An 18,688-nucleotide genomic window follows, 5' to 3' on the forward strand; every position below is an offset into this window, starting at 1 on the left:
GCGTGAGTCACACCGCCCCGTCGTTGCCGCCGGTAACACAGGCCAACATCCTGCTGCAGCCCTCTCCACCCAGAATGCCACGTGCGCACGGCCGCTTCGGCCGCTGGCTGGGGCGCACGGCACTGCGTCTGACCGGCTGGCGCCTGCTCGGGCGGCTGCCCGACGAACCCAAGCTGGTGATGATCGTCGCCCCGCATTCGTCCAACTGGGACGGCTTCCTGGGCTTTGCGGCCAAGTTCGCGCTGGGCTTCGACGTGCGCGTGCTGGGCAAGGCGCAGCTGTTCTGGTGGCCGCTGGGTCCGCTGCTGCGCAAGCTCGGCGCCATCCCGCTGGACCGCAGCTCGCCGCAGGGCACCATCGGCCAGGCGGTACGGCTGATCCGCAATTCCGAACAGATGTGGTACGTGATCACCCCCGAGGGCACCCGCAAGCGGGTGGAGCACTGGAAGGCCGGCTTCTGGAAGATTGCCTCCGATTCCAAGGTGCCGATCCTGCCGGTGTATTTCGACTACCCCAGCAAGACCGTGGGCATCGGCGAGCCGTTCTGGACCGGTACCGACATGGCCGCCGATATCGCCGCCATCCGCACCTGGTACCGGCCGTGGCGCGGCAAGCATCGCGATACGCTGTGAGGATGCGGCCGCGGGCTTGAAAGGTTTTGTCACTGCCGGTCGCCTGCATTCATGACCGGCGCCGCCCCGGCACCTCGCTGCCTCCAACGAGGAAACACCATGATGGGCTTGTCCGCACGCGCACTGTGTTTGTCGCTCTCCCTCCTGCTTGCTGCCGGCCCGGTGCTGGCGGCCACGCCGATGCTGGTGATCCATGGCGGCGCCGGGGTAGAAAAATCCAGCCTTTCCAGCGAGGAACAGACGCATGCGCGCGAGGCGATGCAACGCGCGCTGCGTGCCGGGCACGCGGTGCTGCAAGGTGGCGGCAGTGCGGTGGATGCGGTGGCGGCCACCATCACCGTGCTGGAGGATGCGCCGCAGTTCAACGCCGGGCGCGGGGCGGTGTTCACCCATGACGGCAAGAACGAACTGGATGCCGCGATCATGGACGGCGCCACCGGCAAGGCCGGGGCGATTGCCGGCGTGCACACGGTCAGGAACCCGATCCAGCTGGCGCGCAGCGTCATGGACCATTCCAAGCACGTGATGCTGGTCGGTGACGGCGCCGAACAATTCGCGCGCGAGCAGGGCGTCACGTTGGTCGACCCGGGTTATTTCCGTACCGACAAGCGCTGGCAGCAGCTGCAGAAAGCCCTCAAGGCCGAAGCCGGCGACCGTCAGGCGCAGGCCGAACTGGACCTGGAAACCGCCAAGCATTTCGGCACCGTGGGCGCGCTGGCGCTGGATCGCGCGGGACACCTGGCCGCCGGCACCTCCACCGGTGGCATGACCAACAAGCGCTATGGCCGCGTCGGCGATGCGCCGATCATCGGCGCCGGCACCTACGCCAACAGCCAGTGCGCGGTGTCCGGCACCGGCTGGGGCGAGTTCTACATCCGTGCGGTGGCCGCCTACGACATCTGCGCACGCATGAAATACGCCGGGCAGTCGCTGCAACAGGCCGCGGACACGGTGATCGACCAGGAGATTCCCAAGGCCGGTGGCGACGGCGGTGCCATCGCGCTGGATGCGCAGGGCAACGCCGCATTCCCGTTCAATACCGAAGGCATGTACCGCGGCTGGATCGGCGCCGACGGCACCCCGCACGTGGCGATCTTCAAGGACGAGACGCTGTAGCGCGCGCATCCCCAATCGCACCCATCTTCCCAATCCAACGGCACATGCCGACGCTGCGCAAACCCGCTAGCGTGACCGGCTGCGCTACCCACTCAGGAATCACACGCCATGTCGCGTACCGTCGTTCTGGCCGCTGCCATCACCCTGGCACTGGCTGCTTGTTCTGGAAAAGATTCGTCCGGTAAGGAGTCCACCACCGTGCCCGAAAAGACCGCCACCACCCCGGCCGCGGATGCCGCGCCGAACCCGCTGCTGACCGCCAGCACGCTGCCGTTCCAGGCGCCGCCGTTCGACAAGATCAAGGACGCCGATTACCTGCCGGCCTTCGAAGAAGGCATGCGCCTGCACCTGGCCGACATCCGCAAGATCGCCGACAACCCCGAGCCGCCCAGCTTCGACAATACCATCGAGGCGATGGAGCGCAGCGGCGAAACGCTCACGCGCGTGTCGCGCATCTTCTTCGGGTTGGTGCAGGCCGATACCAGCGATGCACGCCAGAAGATCCAGGAAGAGATCGCGCCCAAGCTGGCCGCGCACCAGGACGAGATCAATCTCGACCCGAAGCTGTTCGCACGCGTCAAGACGATCTACGACCAGCGCGACACGCTGAACCTGGAGCCGGAGCAGAAGCGTCTGGTCGAGCGCGACTACGAAGAGCTGGTACGCGCCGGTGCGCAGCTGTCGGAGGCTGACAAGGCCAGCCTGCGCAAGCTCAATATCGAAGAAACCACGCTCTCCACCCAGTTCCATACCCGTCTGGTGGCCGCCTCGGCCGCCGGTGCGGTGGTGGTGGACGACAAGGCCAGGCTCGACGGCCTGAGCGAGGGCGACATCGCCGCCGCCGCCGATGCGGCCAAGGCGCGTAAGCTCGACGGCAAGTATCTATTGACCCTGCAGAACACCACCCAGCAGCCGGTGCTGGCCTCGCTGAAGGACCGCCAGCTGCGCGCCGACGTGCTCAAGGCCTCGGAAACGCGCGCGGAAAAGGGCGATGCCAACGACACCCGCCAGACCATCCAGCGCCTGGCACAGCTGCGCGCACAAAAGGCCAAGCTGCTCGGCTTCGACAACTACGCCGCCTACAGCCTGGGCGACCAGATGGCCAAGACCCCGGACGCCGCGCTCAAGCTACTGACCGACACCGTGCCGGCCGCCACCGCCAAGGCGCGCCGCGAAGTGGCCGAGATGCAGAAGGTGATCGATGCACAGAAGGGTGGTTTTAAACTCGCCGCCTCCGATTGGGACTTCTACGCCGAGCAGGTGCGCAAGGCCAAGTACGACCTAGACGAAGCGCAGATCAAGCCGTATTTCGAGCTGGACAACGTGCTGCAGAACGGCGTCTTCTACGCGGCCACGCAGTTGTACGGCATCACCTTCAAGCAGCGCACCGACATCCCGACCTATCACGCGGACATGAAGGTGTATGAAGTGTTCGACGCGGACGGCACCTCGATGGCGCTGTTCTACACCGACTACTTCAAGCGCGACAGCAAGTCCGGCGGCGCCTGGATGGACGTGTTCGTCGAGCAGGACGGTCTCACCGGCGCCAAGCCGGTGGTCTACAACGTCTGCAACTTCACCAAGCCGGCCGCCGGCCAGCCGGCGCTGCTGAGCTTCGACGACGTCACCACGCTGTTCCATGAGTTCGGCCACGCGCTGCACGGCATGTTCTCCAAGGTGAAGTACCCCTCGATCGCCGGCACCAGCACCTCGCGCGACTTTGTCGAGTTCCCCTCGCAGTTCAACGAGCACTGGGCCTCCGATCCCAAGGTCTTCGCCAATTACGCCAAGCACTACCAGACCGGCGCGGCGATGCCGGCCGAGCTGGTGGAGAAGATCAAGAAGGCCAAGACCTTCAACAGCGGCTACGCCACCACCGAGTACCTGTCGGCCGCGTTGCTCGATCTGGCCTGGCACACCCAGCCGGCCGACGCGCCGCTGCAGGACGTGAGCAAGTTCGAAGCCGACGCCCTGAAGCGCTTCAAGGTGGACCTGGCCGAAGTGCCGCCGCGTTATCGCAGCAGCTATTTCGACCACATCTGGGGCGGCGGTTATTCGGCCGGGTACTACGCGTATTTCTGGTCGGAAGTGCTCGACGACGACGCGTTCGAATGGTTCAAGGAAAACGGCGGTTTGAACCGCAAGAACGGTGACATCTTCCGCGCCAAGATCCTGTCGCGCGGCAACACCGTCGATCTGGCCACGTTGTATCGCGATTTCCGCGGCAAGGATCCCAGCGTCAAGGCGCTGCTGGAAAATCGCGGCCTGACGGAGTGAGTGACTGGGTGACGCGCCTGCGTCGCTGGCGCATGCACGTGTAATCGCCGCACTCAGCAATCGAAACGGGATGGCCTCGCGTCATCCCGTTTTTTTTTTGATGGTGGGTCAGGTGATGGTGTTGCGACTGCCCTTGGCGGTGGTGCTTTACTGTTGCCTTTGAACCGCCACCCGGCAGCGGCACTGGCGACAGCAGGGCAGCCATCCAGGCAGCATCCGAAGTAACGACCCAGCTGGTGCCATGCCTTTCGTCACTTCCGCCCGCCCGGCGCGTAGGCGCATCTTCATCGGGTATCGCCCGTCGCCCTTCAAACCAACAGGTGCCTCATGAGCCAAGTCCCTCCGACGGCCTCACGTCTGCAACGCGCCGCGCACTGGTCGCGCAGGGAACTGCTGCCGTTGTTGGTGCTGCTGGTGCTGATGACCGCGGCGCGTTCCTCGTTCGCCAATCACTACCAGGTGCCGAGCGGCTCGATGCAGCCCACCCTGGAGCCGGGCGATCGCGTGGTGGTGGACATGCATGCCTACGGCTGGCGACTGCCGTTGAGCAACCGCATCCTCGTCGATGGCGATCGACCGCAGCGTGGCGAGGTGGTGGTGTTCGATTCGCCGCGCGATGGCACACGCCTGATCAAGCGTGTGGTGGCGGTGGCAGGCGACCGGGTCGAGTTGATCGACGGCCATCTGCAGATCAACGACAAGCCGCTGGGAGCGGAGGACGGCGATGCCGAACGCTTTGGGGCGCACCTGGCGCAGTTGAATCTCGGCAATGGCGGCGGCCCGAACATCGTCGGGCTGACTGTGCCGCCCGGCAAGCTGCTGATGCTGGGCGATCACCGCGGCAACAGCCTGGATGGACGTTACTTCGGATTGGTCGATGCGCCGGCCGTCTACGGCAAGGCGGTGGCGGTGTATTACCGGCGCGGCCAAGGGCTGGAGTGGCAACGCCTGTGATGCGTGGTCTGCGCTTACACGCCAGCAGGAGCGACGGCGTTAGCGCCCTACGCTAGCGAAGCAAAGCAGGGTTTTCCCGGCGGTTATCGCGCACTTTGCTGCGATGGCAATGACGCTGGGCAACGCGAACGCCGCCGCGCATGCGCCGGCGCCGCCATGTATCGGGCTAGCGCGTCGCCACCAAGCCATCGGACGCCTGCGTGGCAGCATCCTGCCGCCACCAGCGCAGGCGATTGCCGGGCGCATTCAGATCCACCCGCTCGCCCATGCGCGGCGTCGCCAGTGCAACGCCGGCGCTGTCGGCCAATGCCACGATCCGGTCCAGCGGTTCCTGCCACGCATGCATGGCCAGGTCGAAGGTGCCGTTGTGGATCGGCAGCAGGGTCTGCCCGCCAATGTCCAGGTAGGCCTGCAGGCTCTGCTCCGGCTGCATGTGCACATGCGGCCATTGCTGGTCGTAGGCGCCGTTTTCGATCAGCGCCACGTCGAACGGCCCGAGCTGTTGGCCGATGGTCTTGAAGTGCGGGCCGTAACCGCCGTCGCCGCTGAAGAACACGCGCAACTCGCGGTCCTGGATCGCCCAGGAACACCACAGCGACCGCCCGCTATCGAACAAGCCGCGTCCGGAAAAATGCTGCGACGGGGTGGCGGTGAGTCGCAGGCCATCGACGGTGATCGTGTCCCACCAGTCCAGCTGACGCACCTTGGTCGGGTCCACGCCCCAGCGCACCAGCAAATCGCCCACGCCCAGGGGCGCGACGAACACGCCGACGCGGTCGGCCAGGGCACGGATGCTGGCGCGGTCGAGATGGTCGTAATGGTTGTGAGAGAGGATCACCCCGGCCAGCGGCGGCAGCTCGTCCAGCGCGATCGGCGGCGCATGAAAGCGCTTGGGCCCGGCGAACGGCACCGGCGAGGCGCGCCTGGAGAACACCGGGTCGGTCAGCCACAGGCCACCGGCCAGCTTCATCAGCACGGTGGAATGGCCCAGGCGATACAGGCTGCGATCGGGCGCGGCAAGCAGCTGCTCGCGTGTCAGCGGCTGGACCGGCAGCGGTGCGGACGGCACCGTGGTGCTGGGCTTGTCGAAGAGGAACGTCCACATCAGACCGATCTGCTTGCTCAGGCTGAGCACGGTGGTCGGCAGCGGCAATGCATTGCGGAACCGGCCACCGCGAAACTGCGGCGAATCGGCATAAGGGGAAAGGCGAGAGGTAGCCATGGAAAGTCCGACCGAGGCAGGGAATGACAGCAGGAGTAAATTACACTGGGCAGTGTAGTTTTATTCCGCGAAAAGTAAACTGTCCGGTGTAAAATGGCCCGATGTTGACTGCATCAATTCCCCTGGCTGCGCCGCTGCGGCTGACCGACCGCAAGCGCCACGCCATCGTCGAGGCGGCCATTGCCCAGTTCCGCCAGCATGGCTTCGAGGCCACCAGCATGGACCGCGTGGCCGCCACCGCGGGCGTGTCCAAGCGTACCGTCTACAACCATTTCCCCAGCAAGGACGCGCTGTTCGGCGAGATCCTGCGCGGGCTGTGGCAACGCAGCGCCGATGCGGTGAATCTGGTCTACCGGCCCGACCAGCCGCTGCGCGCGCAGCTGATCCAGCTGCTGCAGCAGAAGCTGCACCTGTTCGACGATCCGGCATTTATCGACCTGTCGCGTGTCGCCATCGCCGAAGGCATCCATTCGCCCGAGCGCGCGCGCGCGCTGATCGCGCAGTTGGGCAGCAAGGAAGAAGGCACCACCACCTGGGTGCGCGCCGCACTGGCCGACGGCCGGCTGGCGGGCGTGGAGCCGGACGTCGGTGCGCAGCAACTGCAGGCACTGATCAAGGGTTTCGCGTTCTGGCCGCAGATCGCCATGGGCCAGCCGCCGTTGTCGCCGCAGCAACGCACCCAGGTGGCCGAATCGGCGGTGGCGATGTTCCTGGGTCGGTACGGGCGCGAGTGATGGCACGCCATGCGCGTGCCAGGTGCATGTCTGCCGCAGCACTGCAGCTGCAACCGAGACGTTCTGCACCGCGCTGCCTGCGCAACCCATGCCGTTGCAGCCTGCGCGTGCTGGGTGCTCAGTCCTTCGACCACACCGCCAGCGCATAGCCATGCGGATCGGTGAAATGAAAACGTCGCCCGCCGGGAAACGCGAAGACCGGTTGCGTGATCTGCCCGCCCGCCGCTTCGATGCGTGCCTGGCTATGGGCGAGGTCGTCGGAGGCCAGCACCACCAGCGCACCACCGGGCTGGGCGGGGCCGTGGAAGAAGCCGCCGGTCAGGCGGCCGTCGCGGAATTCGCAGTAATCCGGGCCGTAATCCTGAAACGTCCAGTCGAAGGCTTGCCCGTAAAACGCCTTGGCGATGGCGATCGAGTCAACGGCGAATTCGAGGTAATCGATGCGGTGCTGCGGCGCGTTGTCGATCATGGCGTGGCGTCCTGCGGAAGTGGAGGCACAGCATGCAATCGGCGCGCGCGCCTGGCTTGGCGAAAACGGCCAACTCAGCGTGCGTGGCGCTGTACCAGCACGCGCGGGCTCAGGCCGGTGAGCTGGCGCGCATCGCGTACCAGATGCGGCGCATCGCCGTAACCGGCATGCAGCGCGGCGTCGGTCAGGCTGCGGTGCTGGCCGGCGATACGCAAGAAGCGCTGCAGACGCAGCACCCGCTCCAGTGTCTTGCTGCCATAGCCGAAGGCATCCTGGCAGCGGCGGCGCAGCGAGCGTTCGCTCAGACCCATCACCTGGGTCAAGTCGCTCAGCCGCGCAGGGTTGCCGGCGGTCAATCGATCGAACAGCCACGCCATCTGCCGGTCTTGCGATGTGCCGTGCTGTCGGCAGAGCGCCTGCAAGGTGTGCAGCGGGTCGGCGCCGTCTTCCAGGCGGTATTGCCAGGTGCGGCCTCGCACGCCCCACAGCGATTCCAGTGCGACCCGTTGGCCGGCGATGGCGTGCAGCGGGAGCTTCAACAGGCCGGCCGCCGCACCCGCCGCCAGGCGCACCCCGGCCAGCGCGCTGCCCGGTGCCAGCGCTGCCATGGCGGCCGTGCGATCGGGCCCGGCAACCAGGAGCAGCGTGCCATCCCAGATCAGATCCACGCTGCCATCGGGCAATACCAGCACGGGGTCCATCGTGGCCGTGCCCTGGCGAAAGCGCCAACTGCACTGCAGCTGCGTGCGTAATGCCGGCGGTGCCGGGCTTTCGGCATAACAGGACTCGGAAAGGTCGGACATCAGTGCGTTGTGCCAAGAAGTGGATGCGGTGCTGCTCGGCGACCGCAGCGGTGAGGGTGCGTGGCGCCGACTGATACCTTGGACATCGCAGGCCGATGCAGACGCGTCCATCGAGGCCGCACGCAGATGACCTGTGCTGCCTCGTCAATGCGGCGACCGACCCGCACCCAGCCCGCTGGCAGTGAGGGCCGGCCGGCCGCGTTGGAACCAGGCCACCATCGGCGAGGCCATCACCGTGGTCACCAGCGTCATGCCGAACAACAGGGTGAACAGATCCGGCCCGATCACACCGCTGTCCAGGCCGATCTTGATCACCACCAGTTCCATCAGGCCACGTGCGTTCATCAGCGAACCCACGCTCAGGCTATCGCGCCAATCGTGCCCGCTCAGGCGCGCGCCCAAGGTGCAGCCGACCAGCTTGCCGGTCACCGCCACGCCGACCACCAGCGCAAAGCCGGCGGCGCCTGCGCCGACGAACACGCCCGGGCTGGTGGCCTGGCCGGCGACCGCAAACAGCACCGGCATCAGCAAGGTGATCGCCAGGGGTTCGATGCGCCCGGCCAGGTGTACCAGCAGGCGGTCATCGCGCGGCACGCAGATACCGAACAGGAATGCGCCGAAGATCGCATGCAGGCCGATCCATTCGGCCACCGCGGCGCAGGCCAGCACACCGATCAGCACCCACACCAGCGCAGTCGACGGATAGTCTCCATCGCTTGCGCGCGGCGTGTGCACACGTGCATACACCGGCTTCAACACGCCGAACACCACCGCAATCAACACCACTGCACCGGTCGCAGTGAACGCAACACCGCCATGGGTGTTGCCGCCGGTCAGGGTGAGCACGATCGCCAGGAACATCCACACCGTGGCATCGTCGATCACCGCCGCGCCCAGGGCCAGGCGGCCGGCGGGGGTGCGGGTCATGTTGCGGTCCTTGAGGATGCGCGCCAGTACCGGAAACGCGGTCACCGACATCGCCGCGGCAATGAACAAGGCGAATGGCCAGAAGCCGATGCCCTGCGGTGCAAAGCGCGTAAACAACCAGGGCGCGGCAACCAGCCCCAGCAGCAACGGCAGCACGATACCGGACAGCCCCACCAGCACCGACGAGCGCACCTGCGCGGCGGTGCCCTCCGGCGCGCGCAACTCCACGCCGACGATGAACATGAAAAGCACCACGCCGATGTTGGCCAGTCCCGACAGCGGCGGCAAGCTGCTGGAGGCGAACAACACGCCATGCAACTCCGGCAGCCACGCGCCGAATGCGATCGGCCCCAGCAGCAGGCCGGCGGCCATCTCGCCGATCACCGGCGGCTGCCCGAAGCGTTGCAACAGCGCGCCGCACGCACGCGCCGCGCCCAGGATCACCGCCAACTGCACCAGCAACACCATTGTCGGATTCATTGCGTCAGCCCTTCGCGTTGGTTGAGTCGGCTCGCCCCGCAGTACGGGACGGCTGCGCATCTGGCCAATGGTTCCCCGGACTGACCAGCTGTTGATGACATGCAGTACCCACAGCATCGGCTGAGAGCGGCTATCAAAACGACGGCGCCGCCGTCAGGCGGGCGCGGCCGGTGTTCGGAATCGCATGTCCCACTCGTACACTCCGGCTCTGAGCGCGTCGTCGGCCCCCACCTGACGACCGCTCGCCGCGTTTTGTTGGCCGTTATTAGTCTATGACACCAACCGCCGTGCAGTCGCATCGAGCCGAGATGATGCGGCGCCGATCGTCGGGGCGACCCCGTGTCGCTTGCACGGCTTGATCGAGCGACGCCTTTGGATGGCGACCCGCACGCCGCGCACGGCATCGCCGATGGAGAACGCATGGCGATCTCATGCGCAGTGCCCGGCGAGCACGCTCGGGGGCTACTGGGACTCACGCGCACGAGCAGGCAGGAAGCTCACCGCTCCGAATCGCCACTTTCGTCATACCCGCGCGGGGTAAACAGATCCGGCTGGATCAGCTCGATAAATGCGCGTGCCTGCGGCGAGAGATATTTGCCCTTGCGCACCACCACGCCATAACTGCGGGTGGGGAAGTAATCCTTCAGCGAGCGGGTGGCAAGTTTGTCGCGATCGGCCTCGGTAACGCAGATCGCGGTGACGATGGAGATGCCCATGTCCATCGCCACGTATTGCTTGATCACTTCCCAGCCGCCCACTTCCAACGCCACGGTGTAGGGCACGCGTGCCTGCTGGAAGATCAGATCGACCAGCCGATAGGTGACCTGCCGGCGCGGCGGCAGGATCAGCGGATACGGCGACAGATCCTGCAACGTGACGGTGGACTTGCTGGCCAACGGATGATCGGGCGGGGTGATCAGCAGCTGTTCGAAGCGATACACCGGCGCGTAGTTGAGGTCGGCCGGCACGTCCAGCATCGAGCCGATCGCCAGGTCCACTGCGTCTTCGCGCAGCAGGTCGGTGCCGTCGGCGCTGATGGCGTTGTGCAGGGTCAGGCGCACATCCGGGTGACGCGCGCGGAAGTTCGCCACGATGCGCGGCAGCAGGTACAGGATGGTGGAACTGTTGGCGGCGATATTGAGCTCGCCCGCATCCAGCCCGCGCACCTTCTCGCGGAAGCTCGTCTCCAGCCCGTCCAGGCTCTCCACCAGCGGCAGCGCCATGTCGTAGAGCAGCTGGCCCTCGCGGCTGGGCGCCATGCGTCGCCCCGACCGCTCGAACAGGACCACGCCCAGGTCGCGTTCCAGCGCCTGCAGCTGCAGGGTCACTGCCGGCTGGCTTACATACAGCGCCTCAGCCGCTCGTGAGACAGAACCCAAACGCACCGTCTGACAGAACGCGCGCAGCGGTTTGAGTCGATCGGATTTGTATGAAAATCGAGGAGTTGGCGCCATTTCAGTGCGTTCCGGCATGCATTATAAGCCTGGCTTATTTACAGCATTGATAAAACTGCTTTGTCAAATATTCGCGTTCGGCGCACGGTGCAAGTCCGGATGCAGAAGGACTCCCGACATGTCTTCTACCGCTTTTGCCCCACGTCCTACCGAACGCGCCACTCCCGGTCTGTCGCTGACCACGCAGGTCGCAGGTCAGGTGGAACTCCTTCCTGCCGCCGCGCTGGCCTTGCTGGTGTCGCTGCATCGCGCGATCGAGCCCGGTCGCCAGCAGCGTCTGGCACAGCGGCGCACGCGCCAGGCCGACTACGATGCCGGTCAGTTGCCGGACTTCCGCCCAGACACCCGCGCCATCCGCGATGGCGAGTGGCGCGTCGCCGCGCTGCCGTCGGCGCTGCAGGACCGCCGGGTGGAGATCACCGGCCCCACCGATCCGAAGATGGTCATCAACGCGCTGAACTCCGGCGCCAAGGTGTTCATGGCCGACTTCGAGGATTCCACCGCGCCGACCTGGCGCAATCTGCTGGCCGGGCAGCGCACGTTGGCCGCTGCGGTGCGCGGCGATCTCAGCTTCGATGCGCCCAACGGCAAGCACTACGCGTTGCGCCCGGAGGCCGAACGGGCGGTGTTGATCGTGCGCCCGCGCGGCTGGCATCTGGATGAGAAGCACGTGCTCATCGATGGCCAGCCGCTGGCCGGCGGACTGTTCGACGCGGCGGTGTTCGCCTTCCATAACGGCCGCGCCCTGCTGGCCAAGGACCGTGGCCCGTATCTGTATCTGCCAAAGTTGCAGAGCATGGAAGAAGCCGCGCTGTGGGAAACCGCGCTGGCGCATATCGAAGCGATGCTCGGCCTGCCGCATGGGCAGATCAAGGTGACCGTGCTGATCGAAACGCTGCCGGCGGTGTTCGAGATGGACGAGATCCTGCATGCGCTGCGCGAGCGCATCGTCGGGCTCAATTGCGGGCGTTGGGACTACATCTTTTCGTATCTGAAAACCTTCCGCGCGCATCGCGACCGCGTGTTGCCCGAACGTGGCCAGGTCACCATGAGCCAGCCCTTCCTCAAGGCGTATTCGGAACTGCTGATCAAGACCTGCCATCGCCGCGGCGCGCATGCGATGGGCGGCATGGCCGCGCAGATTCCGATCAATCACGACGAGGCCGCCAACGAGCAGGCGATGGCGCGCGTGCGTGCCGACAAGCTGCGCGAAGTCAGCGCCGGCCACGATGGCACCTGGGTGGCGCATCCGGCCCTGATCCCGGTGGCGATGAAGATTTTCGACGAACACATGCCCACCGCACATCAGCAGCATGTCTTGCGCAACGACGTGCAGGTGACGCGCGACATGCTGATCGCGCCTTCGCCGGGCACCGTCACCCGCGCCGGGTTCGAGGGCAATGTCGAAGTCTGCGTGCGTTATCTGGCCGCCTGGCTGGACGGCAATGGATGCGTGCCCATCCACAACCTGATGGAAGACGCCGCCACTGCCGAGATCAGCCGTGCGCAGCTGTGGCAGTGGTTGCATCACGGCCAGCACCTGGACGACGGCACCGCGATCGATCAGCCCCTGTTGCAGGCCACGTTGCGTGCGCTGCCGGCACGCCTGGGCGCGACCGATGCACTGCCGGGCGCCGCGCGCATCGACGACGCCATTGCACTGCTGGACACACTCAGCCGTGCCGATGCGCTGGCCGACTTCCTCACCGTGCCGGCATACCGCCTGATCGAGTGAGCCAACGCGGCAGCGACACGCCGGCGTAAGCGCGCTGTCGCTGCAATCCGTCCACGTAATGCACCACACCGCCCGTTGCGCCGATGCGCGCACCGACGGCCTTGCCATGCCTCACGCGCGCCGTGACGCACCGTCCTTTCTCGTTGCATCCGTCGTATTCCTGCCAGGAGAACGCACCATGAGCAGCACACTGCAGACCGCCGAACAGATCCAGCACGATTGGGCCAGCAACCCGCGCTGGGCCGGCATCACCCGCAACTACACCGCCGCCGATGTGGTGCGCTTGCGCGGCACCGTGCATGTCGAGCATTCGCTGGCACGGCTGGGCGCGGACAAGTTGTGGAACGCGTTGCACGCCACGCCCTTCGTCAATGCATTGGGTGCATTGACCGGCAACCAGGCGATGCAGCAGGTCAAGGCCGGTTTGAAGGCAATCTACCTGTCCGGCTGGCAGGTCGCCGCCGATGCGAACCTGGCCGGGCAGATGTACCCGGACCAGTCGCTGTATCCGGCCGACTCGGTGCCGGCGGTGGTCAAGCGCATCAACAACACCTTGTTGCGGGCCGATCAACTGCATCACGCCGAGGGCAATGATGACATCGACTTCCTGCAGCCGATCGTGGCCGATGCCGAAGCCGGCTTCGGCGGCGTGCTCAACGCCTTCGAGCTGATGAAGGCGATGATCGAAGCCGGCGCGGCCGGGGTGCACTTCGAGGATCAACTGGCATCGGTGAAGAAATGCGGCCACATGGGCGGCAAGGTGCTGGTGCCTACCCGCGAGGCAATCGAAAAGTTGAATGCCGCGCGACTGGCGGCCGATGTGCTGGGTGTGCCCACGCTGCTGATCGCGCGCACCGATGCCGAGGCGGCCGATCTGATCACCAGCGATGTGGATGCCAACGACCAGCCGTTCACCACCGGGCAGCGCACCGTCGAAGGCTTCTTCAAGACCCGCAACGGGCTGGATCAGGCCATCAGCCGCGGGCTGGCCTATGCGCCGTACGCCGATCTGATCTGGTGCGAGACCGGCAAGCCGGATCTGGAATTTGCGCGCGCCTTTGCGCAAGCCATCCATGCCAGATTCCCCGGCAAATTGCTGGCCTACAACTGCTCGCCGAGCTTCAACTGGAAGAAGAACCTGGACGACGCCACCATCGCCAGATTCCAGACCGAGTTGGCGAGCTACGGCTATAAATTCCAGTTCATCACCCTGGCCGGCTTCCATGCCTTGAACTACGGCATGTTCAACCTGGCGCACGGCTACGCACGCCGCCAGATGAGCGCCTTCGTCGAGTTGCAGCAGGCCGAGTTCGCGGCGGCCGAGATGGGCTTTACCGCAGTCAAGCATCAGCGCGAGGTGGGCACCGGCTATTTCGACGCGGTGACGCAGGCGATCCAGCAGGGCCAGTCGTCCACCACCGCGCTGCGTGGCTCGACCGAGGAAGAGCAGTTTCACGGCGAAAAGGCCGCGTAACCCAGCGCGCAGGCGCCGCGACCGCGTGCCGGCTGGCCGACGGGTGAAACGGAGCAGCGGGCTTCGCCCACCGCCAAGCCCCGCCAGCACCGCAGAACGACGCCGGCGTCGTGATGGCCTGTCGAAGACGATGGCGGGCTCTGCCGGGTGCAGGGGAGAAGGGCTCGGGAAACCGAGCCCGATTTTTTTGCCCATACCCGTCATTTCGTCTCAAGCTCATGAGAGGGAGTGTGACCTGGTGCTGAACAAGACGCTCCTGTACGATGCTGAGGCAGGCCGGCGCTGCAGGTCGGTCTAAGGGATTTGGATGACGTGCCATAACACTGCCGGCGCAGTAGAGCCGACGGGGAGCGTTGCAAAGACGCTGTCGGACGGGCTGCATGCGCTCATGACTGCCGAAGAGCTGGCGTTTTTCGCCCGCTTTGGCCGTGCCCGCGAATTGGCCGCCGGCCAGGCGCTGTTCGAGCGCGGTGCAGTGGGCACGCAGATGTTCATTGTGGTCAGTGGCCAGATCGATCTGGATTTCGGCGAAGACCTGATGCTCAAGCACCTGGGCCCGGGCGAATTCTTCGGCGAACTTGGCCTGTTGATCGGCGACCATGCGCGCAGTGCCGGCGCCAGTGCATCCACCGACACCCGTTTGATCGAACTGGCGCACGAGGACTTCCAGCGCCTGGTCGATCACGACCCGTCGATGGTGGCGCATTTTTTGCGCCGCTCCATCGTGCGGGTGGTCAACAACGAGCAGCTGCTGATCCGCCAGCTGCGCCGGCGCAACCACGACCTGGAAGCGGCGCTGGACAACCTCTACGTTACCTCGCACCAGCTCAACCACACCGAAGAACTCAGCCGCACCGACGAACTCACCGGCCTGCACAACCGCCGCGGGCTCGCCCTGCATCTGCAGGAATGCCGGCGTGCCGGTCGCGTGCCCGGGGTGGGTCTGATCCTGATCGATTGCGACCGCTTCAAGCGCATCAACGACGAATTCGGCCATCTCGCTGGCGACCGCGTGCTGCAGAACGTCGCCCACGCGCTGCGTTCGGTGATCGCCGACGGTGACCTCGCTTGCCGGCTCGGCGGCGACGAATTCTGCGTGCTGGTCGCGCAGGGCACCCGGGAGCTGCTGCACCACATCGGCGAATGCATCGTGCGCGCAGTGGAAGCGCGGCTGTGGAACGGCCAGAGCGAGCAGGGCTGCTCGGTGAGCCTGGGCCTGTGCATGATCGATGCCGACGCGGCATGGAACGATTGGTACACGCTGGCCGACAGCGCGCTGTACGAAGCAAAGCGGCAAGGCGGCAATGTGCTGTGCATGCATGAAGCGCTGGGGTCGGGCAGCACGCAGCCACCCGGCAACGCAGCCACGTCGGACAATCGCTGAGCAATGAGCGCCCGCACCCACGCACGCAAGGATGCGTCGTCGGAAGCGATCCAGGCGCCGCGCTTGCGCACCTTGCTGCTGACCGACCTGTGCGACTCGACCGCGCTGGTCGAGCGCATCGGTGACAACGCCGCCGCCGCGCTGTTTCGCGAGCACGACCGGCTGGTGGTCAAACTGCAGCAGCAATGGCGTGGCCGGCTGATCGACCGCTCGGACGGATTGCTGCTGTTGTTCGATCGTCCCATCGACGGCCTGGGTTTTGCACTGGATTACGCCCGCGGCTTGAAAGCGATGGGCGATGCGCGCGCGCTGACGCTATGCGCACGCCAGGGCCTGCACGTCGGCGAGGTGCTGACCTGGCGCAACAGCGACGAAGCGGTCAGCATCGGTGCCAAGCCGCTGGAAGTCGAAGGCCTGGCCAAGCCCACCGCCGCACGCCTGATGTCGATGGCGCGGCCCGGGCAGATCCTGTTGTCGGCGGTGGCCGAGTCGTTGACCCACCGCGCCGCACGCGAACTGGGCGACCGCGGCGAACGCATCCTGTGGAAATCCCACGGCCGCTGGCGCTTCAAGGGCGTGCCCACGCCGATGGAGATCTATGAGGTTGGCGAGATCGATGTCACGCCATTGCGCGCGCCGAAACATTCGCCGAAGGCATGGCGGGATATTCCGCTGTGGCGGCGGCCGGCGGCACTGTTGGCAGAAACTGCCTTGGTCGTCGCCGTGTGCGTGTCGGCGTGGTTTTTCACCCGTTCCGAGCCAGCCATTGCGTTCTCCGAACGTGGGTGGGTGGTGGTCGGAGATTTACGTAATCTCACCGGCAATACGTTGCTCGACAGTTCGCTCGACCAGGCGCTGCGCATCAGCCTGGAGCAGTCGCGCTACGTCAATGTCCTGAGTGAGATGAAAGTGCGCGACACCATGGCGCGGATGAAGCGCGATCCTGATCGCGTAATCGTCGATCGCGCGATCGCCTCGGAAGTGGCGCTGCGCGATGGTGCAAGCGCTGTGCTGCTGCCGACTGTCGCGGAGATTGGCGGCAAGCTTCGTTTCAGCGTTGAGTTGGTGGATCCGCGGACCCAGACCACGGTCTACTCGGAGTTTGTACAAGGCGATGGCTTGCCATCGGCACTGTCCTCGGTGGATCAGGTGACCCGCAAGCTCAGGCAGGGCCTGGGTGAGGTGGTGGCCTCGATCGACAAGAATTCCGTGCCGTTACCCGCCGTGACCACGTCCAGCCTGGATGCGCTGCGGGCTTATGCCCTGGGGGTCGACGCGACGGCGAAAGGCCAATGGAAAGAAGGGTTGGAACTGTTCGAGCGCGCGGTGGCCATCGATCCGGAATTTGCGCTCGCGTATCTGGGGGCGGCACGCATCAAGGTGGCGGTCTCCGATCGCCGTGGTGCGCTTCCATATCTGGAGAAGGCAATTCGTTTCCGCCAACGTTTGCCTGAGCGTGATCAGTTGTACATGGATGCATGGGCGGCAGAGCTGCTAGCACCCGACAAGGCATTGACGCTGTGGAGAACGCTGGCCTCGCTCTACCCGGACAATTTTGCCGGCACCGCGAACGCATCGTGGCACTTGTTCGTTGCCAATCGTTTTGCCGACGCGTTGCCGTACGCGCAGGCGGCCGATGTTCCGCAGGACCCGCTGCGCGCGATCGCGACCGATCGGGTTGGCCGCATTTTGCTGGCACAGGGAAAGGCCGAAGCGGCGCTGCAGCGTTTTTCCATTCCCGGTGATGCCGATCGTGCCGGCCCGCTGCGGCGCCAGGCGAACGCGCTGGCGGTGCTGAACCGCCATGTCGAAGCGAAGCAAACGCTCGACAGGATCGTCGAGAAAGGCTACGCCAACGACGATGTGGTGCCATTGATCGATCGCACCAGCATCGCAATCGATCAGGCCGACTGGAGCGCTGCGCGCGCAGCGATCGCGCAGGGTCTGACGCGCAGCAAGCAAGGCGACGATTTCAACCATCGCCAATTCTCGGTCATTGCGGTGACGAGCGATGCGTTGGTCGATCCGTCCCTGGCGACGGCGGCAGCGCTCAAGCCGACGTTCGATCGGCTGGTGTCGGCTGTCATTGACGACGGGTCGGCAACGGTAAACCTGCAGGACAATGCCGCGATGGTATTGATCCTCGCAAGCCAGGCGCAGCGGAGCGGCGATGACAGCCTCACCGCCCGCGCGCTTGCGGCGATCAAGCCGGCGCTTGTGCATGAAACGCCGGTGCTTGCCGACCTGCGCGCCATTGTCGAAGCCCAGCAGCTGGCGCTGTCGGGCGACCGTGCGGCAGCCATCGCACGCCTGCCGGTCAGCGATGGTGATCTTTTTCAGACACGCGTAACGCTCTACACGCTACTGCACGAGAGCGGTCGGCATGCTGAGGCGTTGCAGCAGGCACGTTGGCTGCTTCTCCATCGCGGGCGTGCTTACATCGAAGCAAATGCGTCGCAAACGCTGCAGCCGCTCAATGTTGCCGATGCGCGTCTGGCCCAGCTCTGGATGGCCGAATCGCTGCACGCACTCGGCCGTAGCCAGGAGGCGCGCGAACAGGCGCAGGCGTTTGCGCGCGCCTGGCCTCTACCGAATCTGCCCGCTTATTTACGCAGCAGGGTGGAACGCATGCTGTCCGACTCGAAGGCGAAGATCACGGTGTGATTGGCCTTTTCGGTCAGGTAGCTTTGCAGCTCGGCACGAGCCGCTGCAATGTCCTGCTTGGATGCGAGCTGACTGGTGTTCATGCAGTAATAAGCCTCTCCCACGCTGGGGACGGCGTTGTCCGCACTCACGCCAGGTGCACCGATCTGGGCAAGCGCCTGCGCCGGATTGCATTGAAAGCAGTCGCGGAAGTCGTCGTCGGTTGCCAGTAGCTCCAGCAGCTTGTCGGCTGTGGATGCATCAAACGGAAGATGGGTGTTATTGGCTGCGTCGGTCATGGTGTGGCTTACCTGGAGAGTAAGGGAGTGTGCTGTCGTATGACGTGGGACCTGACACAATATCGACCGTACTCATGCGTCCTTG

At 65.5% G+C, this 18,688-nt stretch carries 15 protein-coding genes and 1 other RNA gene; 10 read left to right on the top strand and 6 right to left on the bottom strand.

Annotation, left to right across the window (positions count from 1 at the left end; translation table 11 throughout):
* The first annotated feature begins 2 nt into the window (after positions 1–2).
* The 4 genes from XARJCFBP2528_RS07355 to lepB all read left to right on the top strand — a co-directional run bounded on the left by XARJCFBP2528_RS07355 (position 3) and on the right by lepB (position 4,979).
* The gene (locus XARJCFBP2528_RS07355; RefSeq protein WP_026064203.1) at positions 3–632 is read left to right on the top strand and encodes a lysophosphatidylcholine acyltransferase; all 630 of its coding nucleotides are present in this window, start codon (positions 3–5) and stop codon (positions 630–632) included.
* A gap of 99 nt (positions 633–731) precedes the next feature.
* Positions 732–1,748: an isoaspartyl peptidase/L-asparaginase family protein gene (locus XARJCFBP2528_RS07360; RefSeq protein WP_047124544.1), complete on the top strand. Its 1,017-nt coding sequence runs from the start codon at positions 732–734 to the stop codon at positions 1,746–1,748.
* Positions 1,749–1,856: 108 nt separating this feature from the next.
* Entirely contained in the window at positions 1,857–4,025 is a 2,169-nt protein-coding gene (dcp, locus tag XARJCFBP2528_RS07365) for a peptidyl-dipeptidase Dcp (RefSeq protein WP_016902023.1), read from the top strand.
* Positions 4,026–4,352: 327 nt separating this feature from the next.
* Entirely contained in the window at positions 4,353–4,979 is a 627-nt protein-coding gene (gene lepB / locus XARJCFBP2528_RS07370) for a signal peptidase I (RefSeq protein ID WP_016902025.1), read from the top strand.
* A gap of 166 nt (positions 4,980–5,145) precedes the next feature.
* Here the strand turns inward: lepB and XARJCFBP2528_RS07375 are convergent, their stop codons facing one another.
* Positions 5,146–6,201: an MBL fold metallo-hydrolase gene (locus XARJCFBP2528_RS07375; protein WP_026064204.1), complete on the bottom strand. Its 1,056-nt coding sequence runs from the start codon at positions 6,199–6,201 to the stop codon at positions 5,146–5,148.
* Between the two features lie 101 nt (positions 6,202–6,302).
* On the opposite strand from XARJCFBP2528_RS07375, the gene XARJCFBP2528_RS07380 reads away from it, so the two are divergent.
* Positions 6,303–6,935, top strand: a complete 633-nt coding sequence (locus XARJCFBP2528_RS07380) for a TetR/AcrR family transcriptional regulator (protein WP_016902030.1) — start codon at positions 6,303–6,305, stop codon at positions 6,933–6,935.
* A 118-nt stretch (positions 6,936–7,053) separates the two neighbouring features.
* On the opposite strand, the gene XARJCFBP2528_RS07385 is transcribed toward XARJCFBP2528_RS07380, so the two are convergent.
* The 3 genes from XARJCFBP2528_RS07385 to XARJCFBP2528_RS07395 all read right to left on the bottom strand — a co-directional run bounded on the left by XARJCFBP2528_RS07385 (position 7,054) and on the right by XARJCFBP2528_RS07395 (position 9,614).
* On the bottom strand, positions 7,054–7,404 hold the full coding sequence (locus XARJCFBP2528_RS07385; protein WP_016902032.1) for a VOC family protein: 351 nt from the start codon (positions 7,402–7,404) through the stop codon (positions 7,054–7,056).
* 74 nt (positions 7,405–7,478) lie between these two features.
* Positions 7,479–8,207, bottom strand: a complete 729-nt coding sequence (locus XARJCFBP2528_RS07390; RefSeq protein WP_016902036.1) for a helix-turn-helix domain-containing protein — start codon at positions 8,205–8,207, stop codon at positions 7,479–7,481.
* 144 nt (positions 8,208–8,351) lie between these two features.
* The gene (locus XARJCFBP2528_RS07395; RefSeq protein ID WP_026064206.1) at positions 8,352–9,614 is read right to left on the bottom strand and encodes a cation:proton antiporter; all 1,263 of its coding nucleotides are present in this window, start codon (positions 9,612–9,614) and stop codon (positions 8,352–8,354) included.
* 184 nt (positions 9,615–9,798) lie between these two features.
* On the opposite strand from XARJCFBP2528_RS07395, the gene XARJCFBP2528_RS22205 reads away from it, so the two are divergent.
* Positions 9,799–9,875: non-coding RNA, sX9 sRNA (locus tag XARJCFBP2528_RS22205), on the top strand.
* A 236-nt stretch (positions 9,876–10,111) separates the two neighbouring features.
* On the opposite strand, the gene XARJCFBP2528_RS07400 is transcribed toward XARJCFBP2528_RS22205, so the two are convergent.
* Complete coding sequence (locus XARJCFBP2528_RS07400; RefSeq protein ID WP_026064207.1) at positions 10,112–11,068, bottom strand: LysR family transcriptional regulator; 957 nt, start codon at positions 11,066–11,068, stop codon at positions 10,112–10,114.
* 118 nt (positions 11,069–11,186) lie between these two features.
* On the opposite strand from XARJCFBP2528_RS07400, the gene aceB reads away from it, so the two are divergent.
* The 4 genes from aceB to XARJCFBP2528_RS07420 all read left to right on the top strand — a co-directional run bounded on the left by aceB (position 11,187) and on the right by XARJCFBP2528_RS07420 (position 18,325).
* The gene (aceB, locus tag XARJCFBP2528_RS07405; protein WP_026064208.1) at positions 11,187–12,803 is read left to right on the top strand and encodes a malate synthase A; all 1,617 of its coding nucleotides are present in this window, start codon (positions 11,187–11,189) and stop codon (positions 12,801–12,803) included.
* A 178-nt stretch (positions 12,804–12,981) separates the two neighbouring features.
* The gene (aceA, locus tag XARJCFBP2528_RS07410) at positions 12,982–14,277 is read left to right on the top strand and encodes an isocitrate lyase (protein WP_016902041.1); all 1,296 of its coding nucleotides are present in this window, start codon (positions 12,982–12,984) and stop codon (positions 14,275–14,277) included.
* A gap of 307 nt (positions 14,278–14,584) precedes the next feature.
* Complete coding sequence (locus tag XARJCFBP2528_RS07415; protein WP_026064209.1) at positions 14,585–15,661, top strand: GGDEF domain-containing protein; 1,077 nt, start codon at positions 14,585–14,587, stop codon at positions 15,659–15,661.
* 3 nt (positions 15,662–15,664) lie between these two features.
* A complete protein-coding gene (locus tag XARJCFBP2528_RS07420; protein WP_016902043.1) occupies positions 15,665–18,325 on the top strand; it encodes a putative peptide modification system cyclase in 2,661 nt (886 codons plus the stop codon).
* Here XARJCFBP2528_RS07420 and XARJCFBP2528_RS07425 read toward each other — a convergent pair.
* On the bottom strand, positions 18,265–18,603 hold the full coding sequence (locus XARJCFBP2528_RS07425; RefSeq protein ID WP_016902044.1) for an NHLP-related RiPP peptide: 339 nt from the start codon (positions 18,601–18,603) through the stop codon (positions 18,265–18,267). The genes XARJCFBP2528_RS07420 and XARJCFBP2528_RS07425 overlap by 61 nt on opposite strands.
* Positions 18,604–18,688: the final 85 nt, after the last annotated feature.

Source organism: Xanthomonas arboricola pv. juglandis (genome assembly GCF_001013475.1).
Taxonomy (GTDB): domain Bacteria; phylum Pseudomonadota; class Gammaproteobacteria; order Xanthomonadales; family Xanthomonadaceae; genus Xanthomonas; species Xanthomonas arboricola.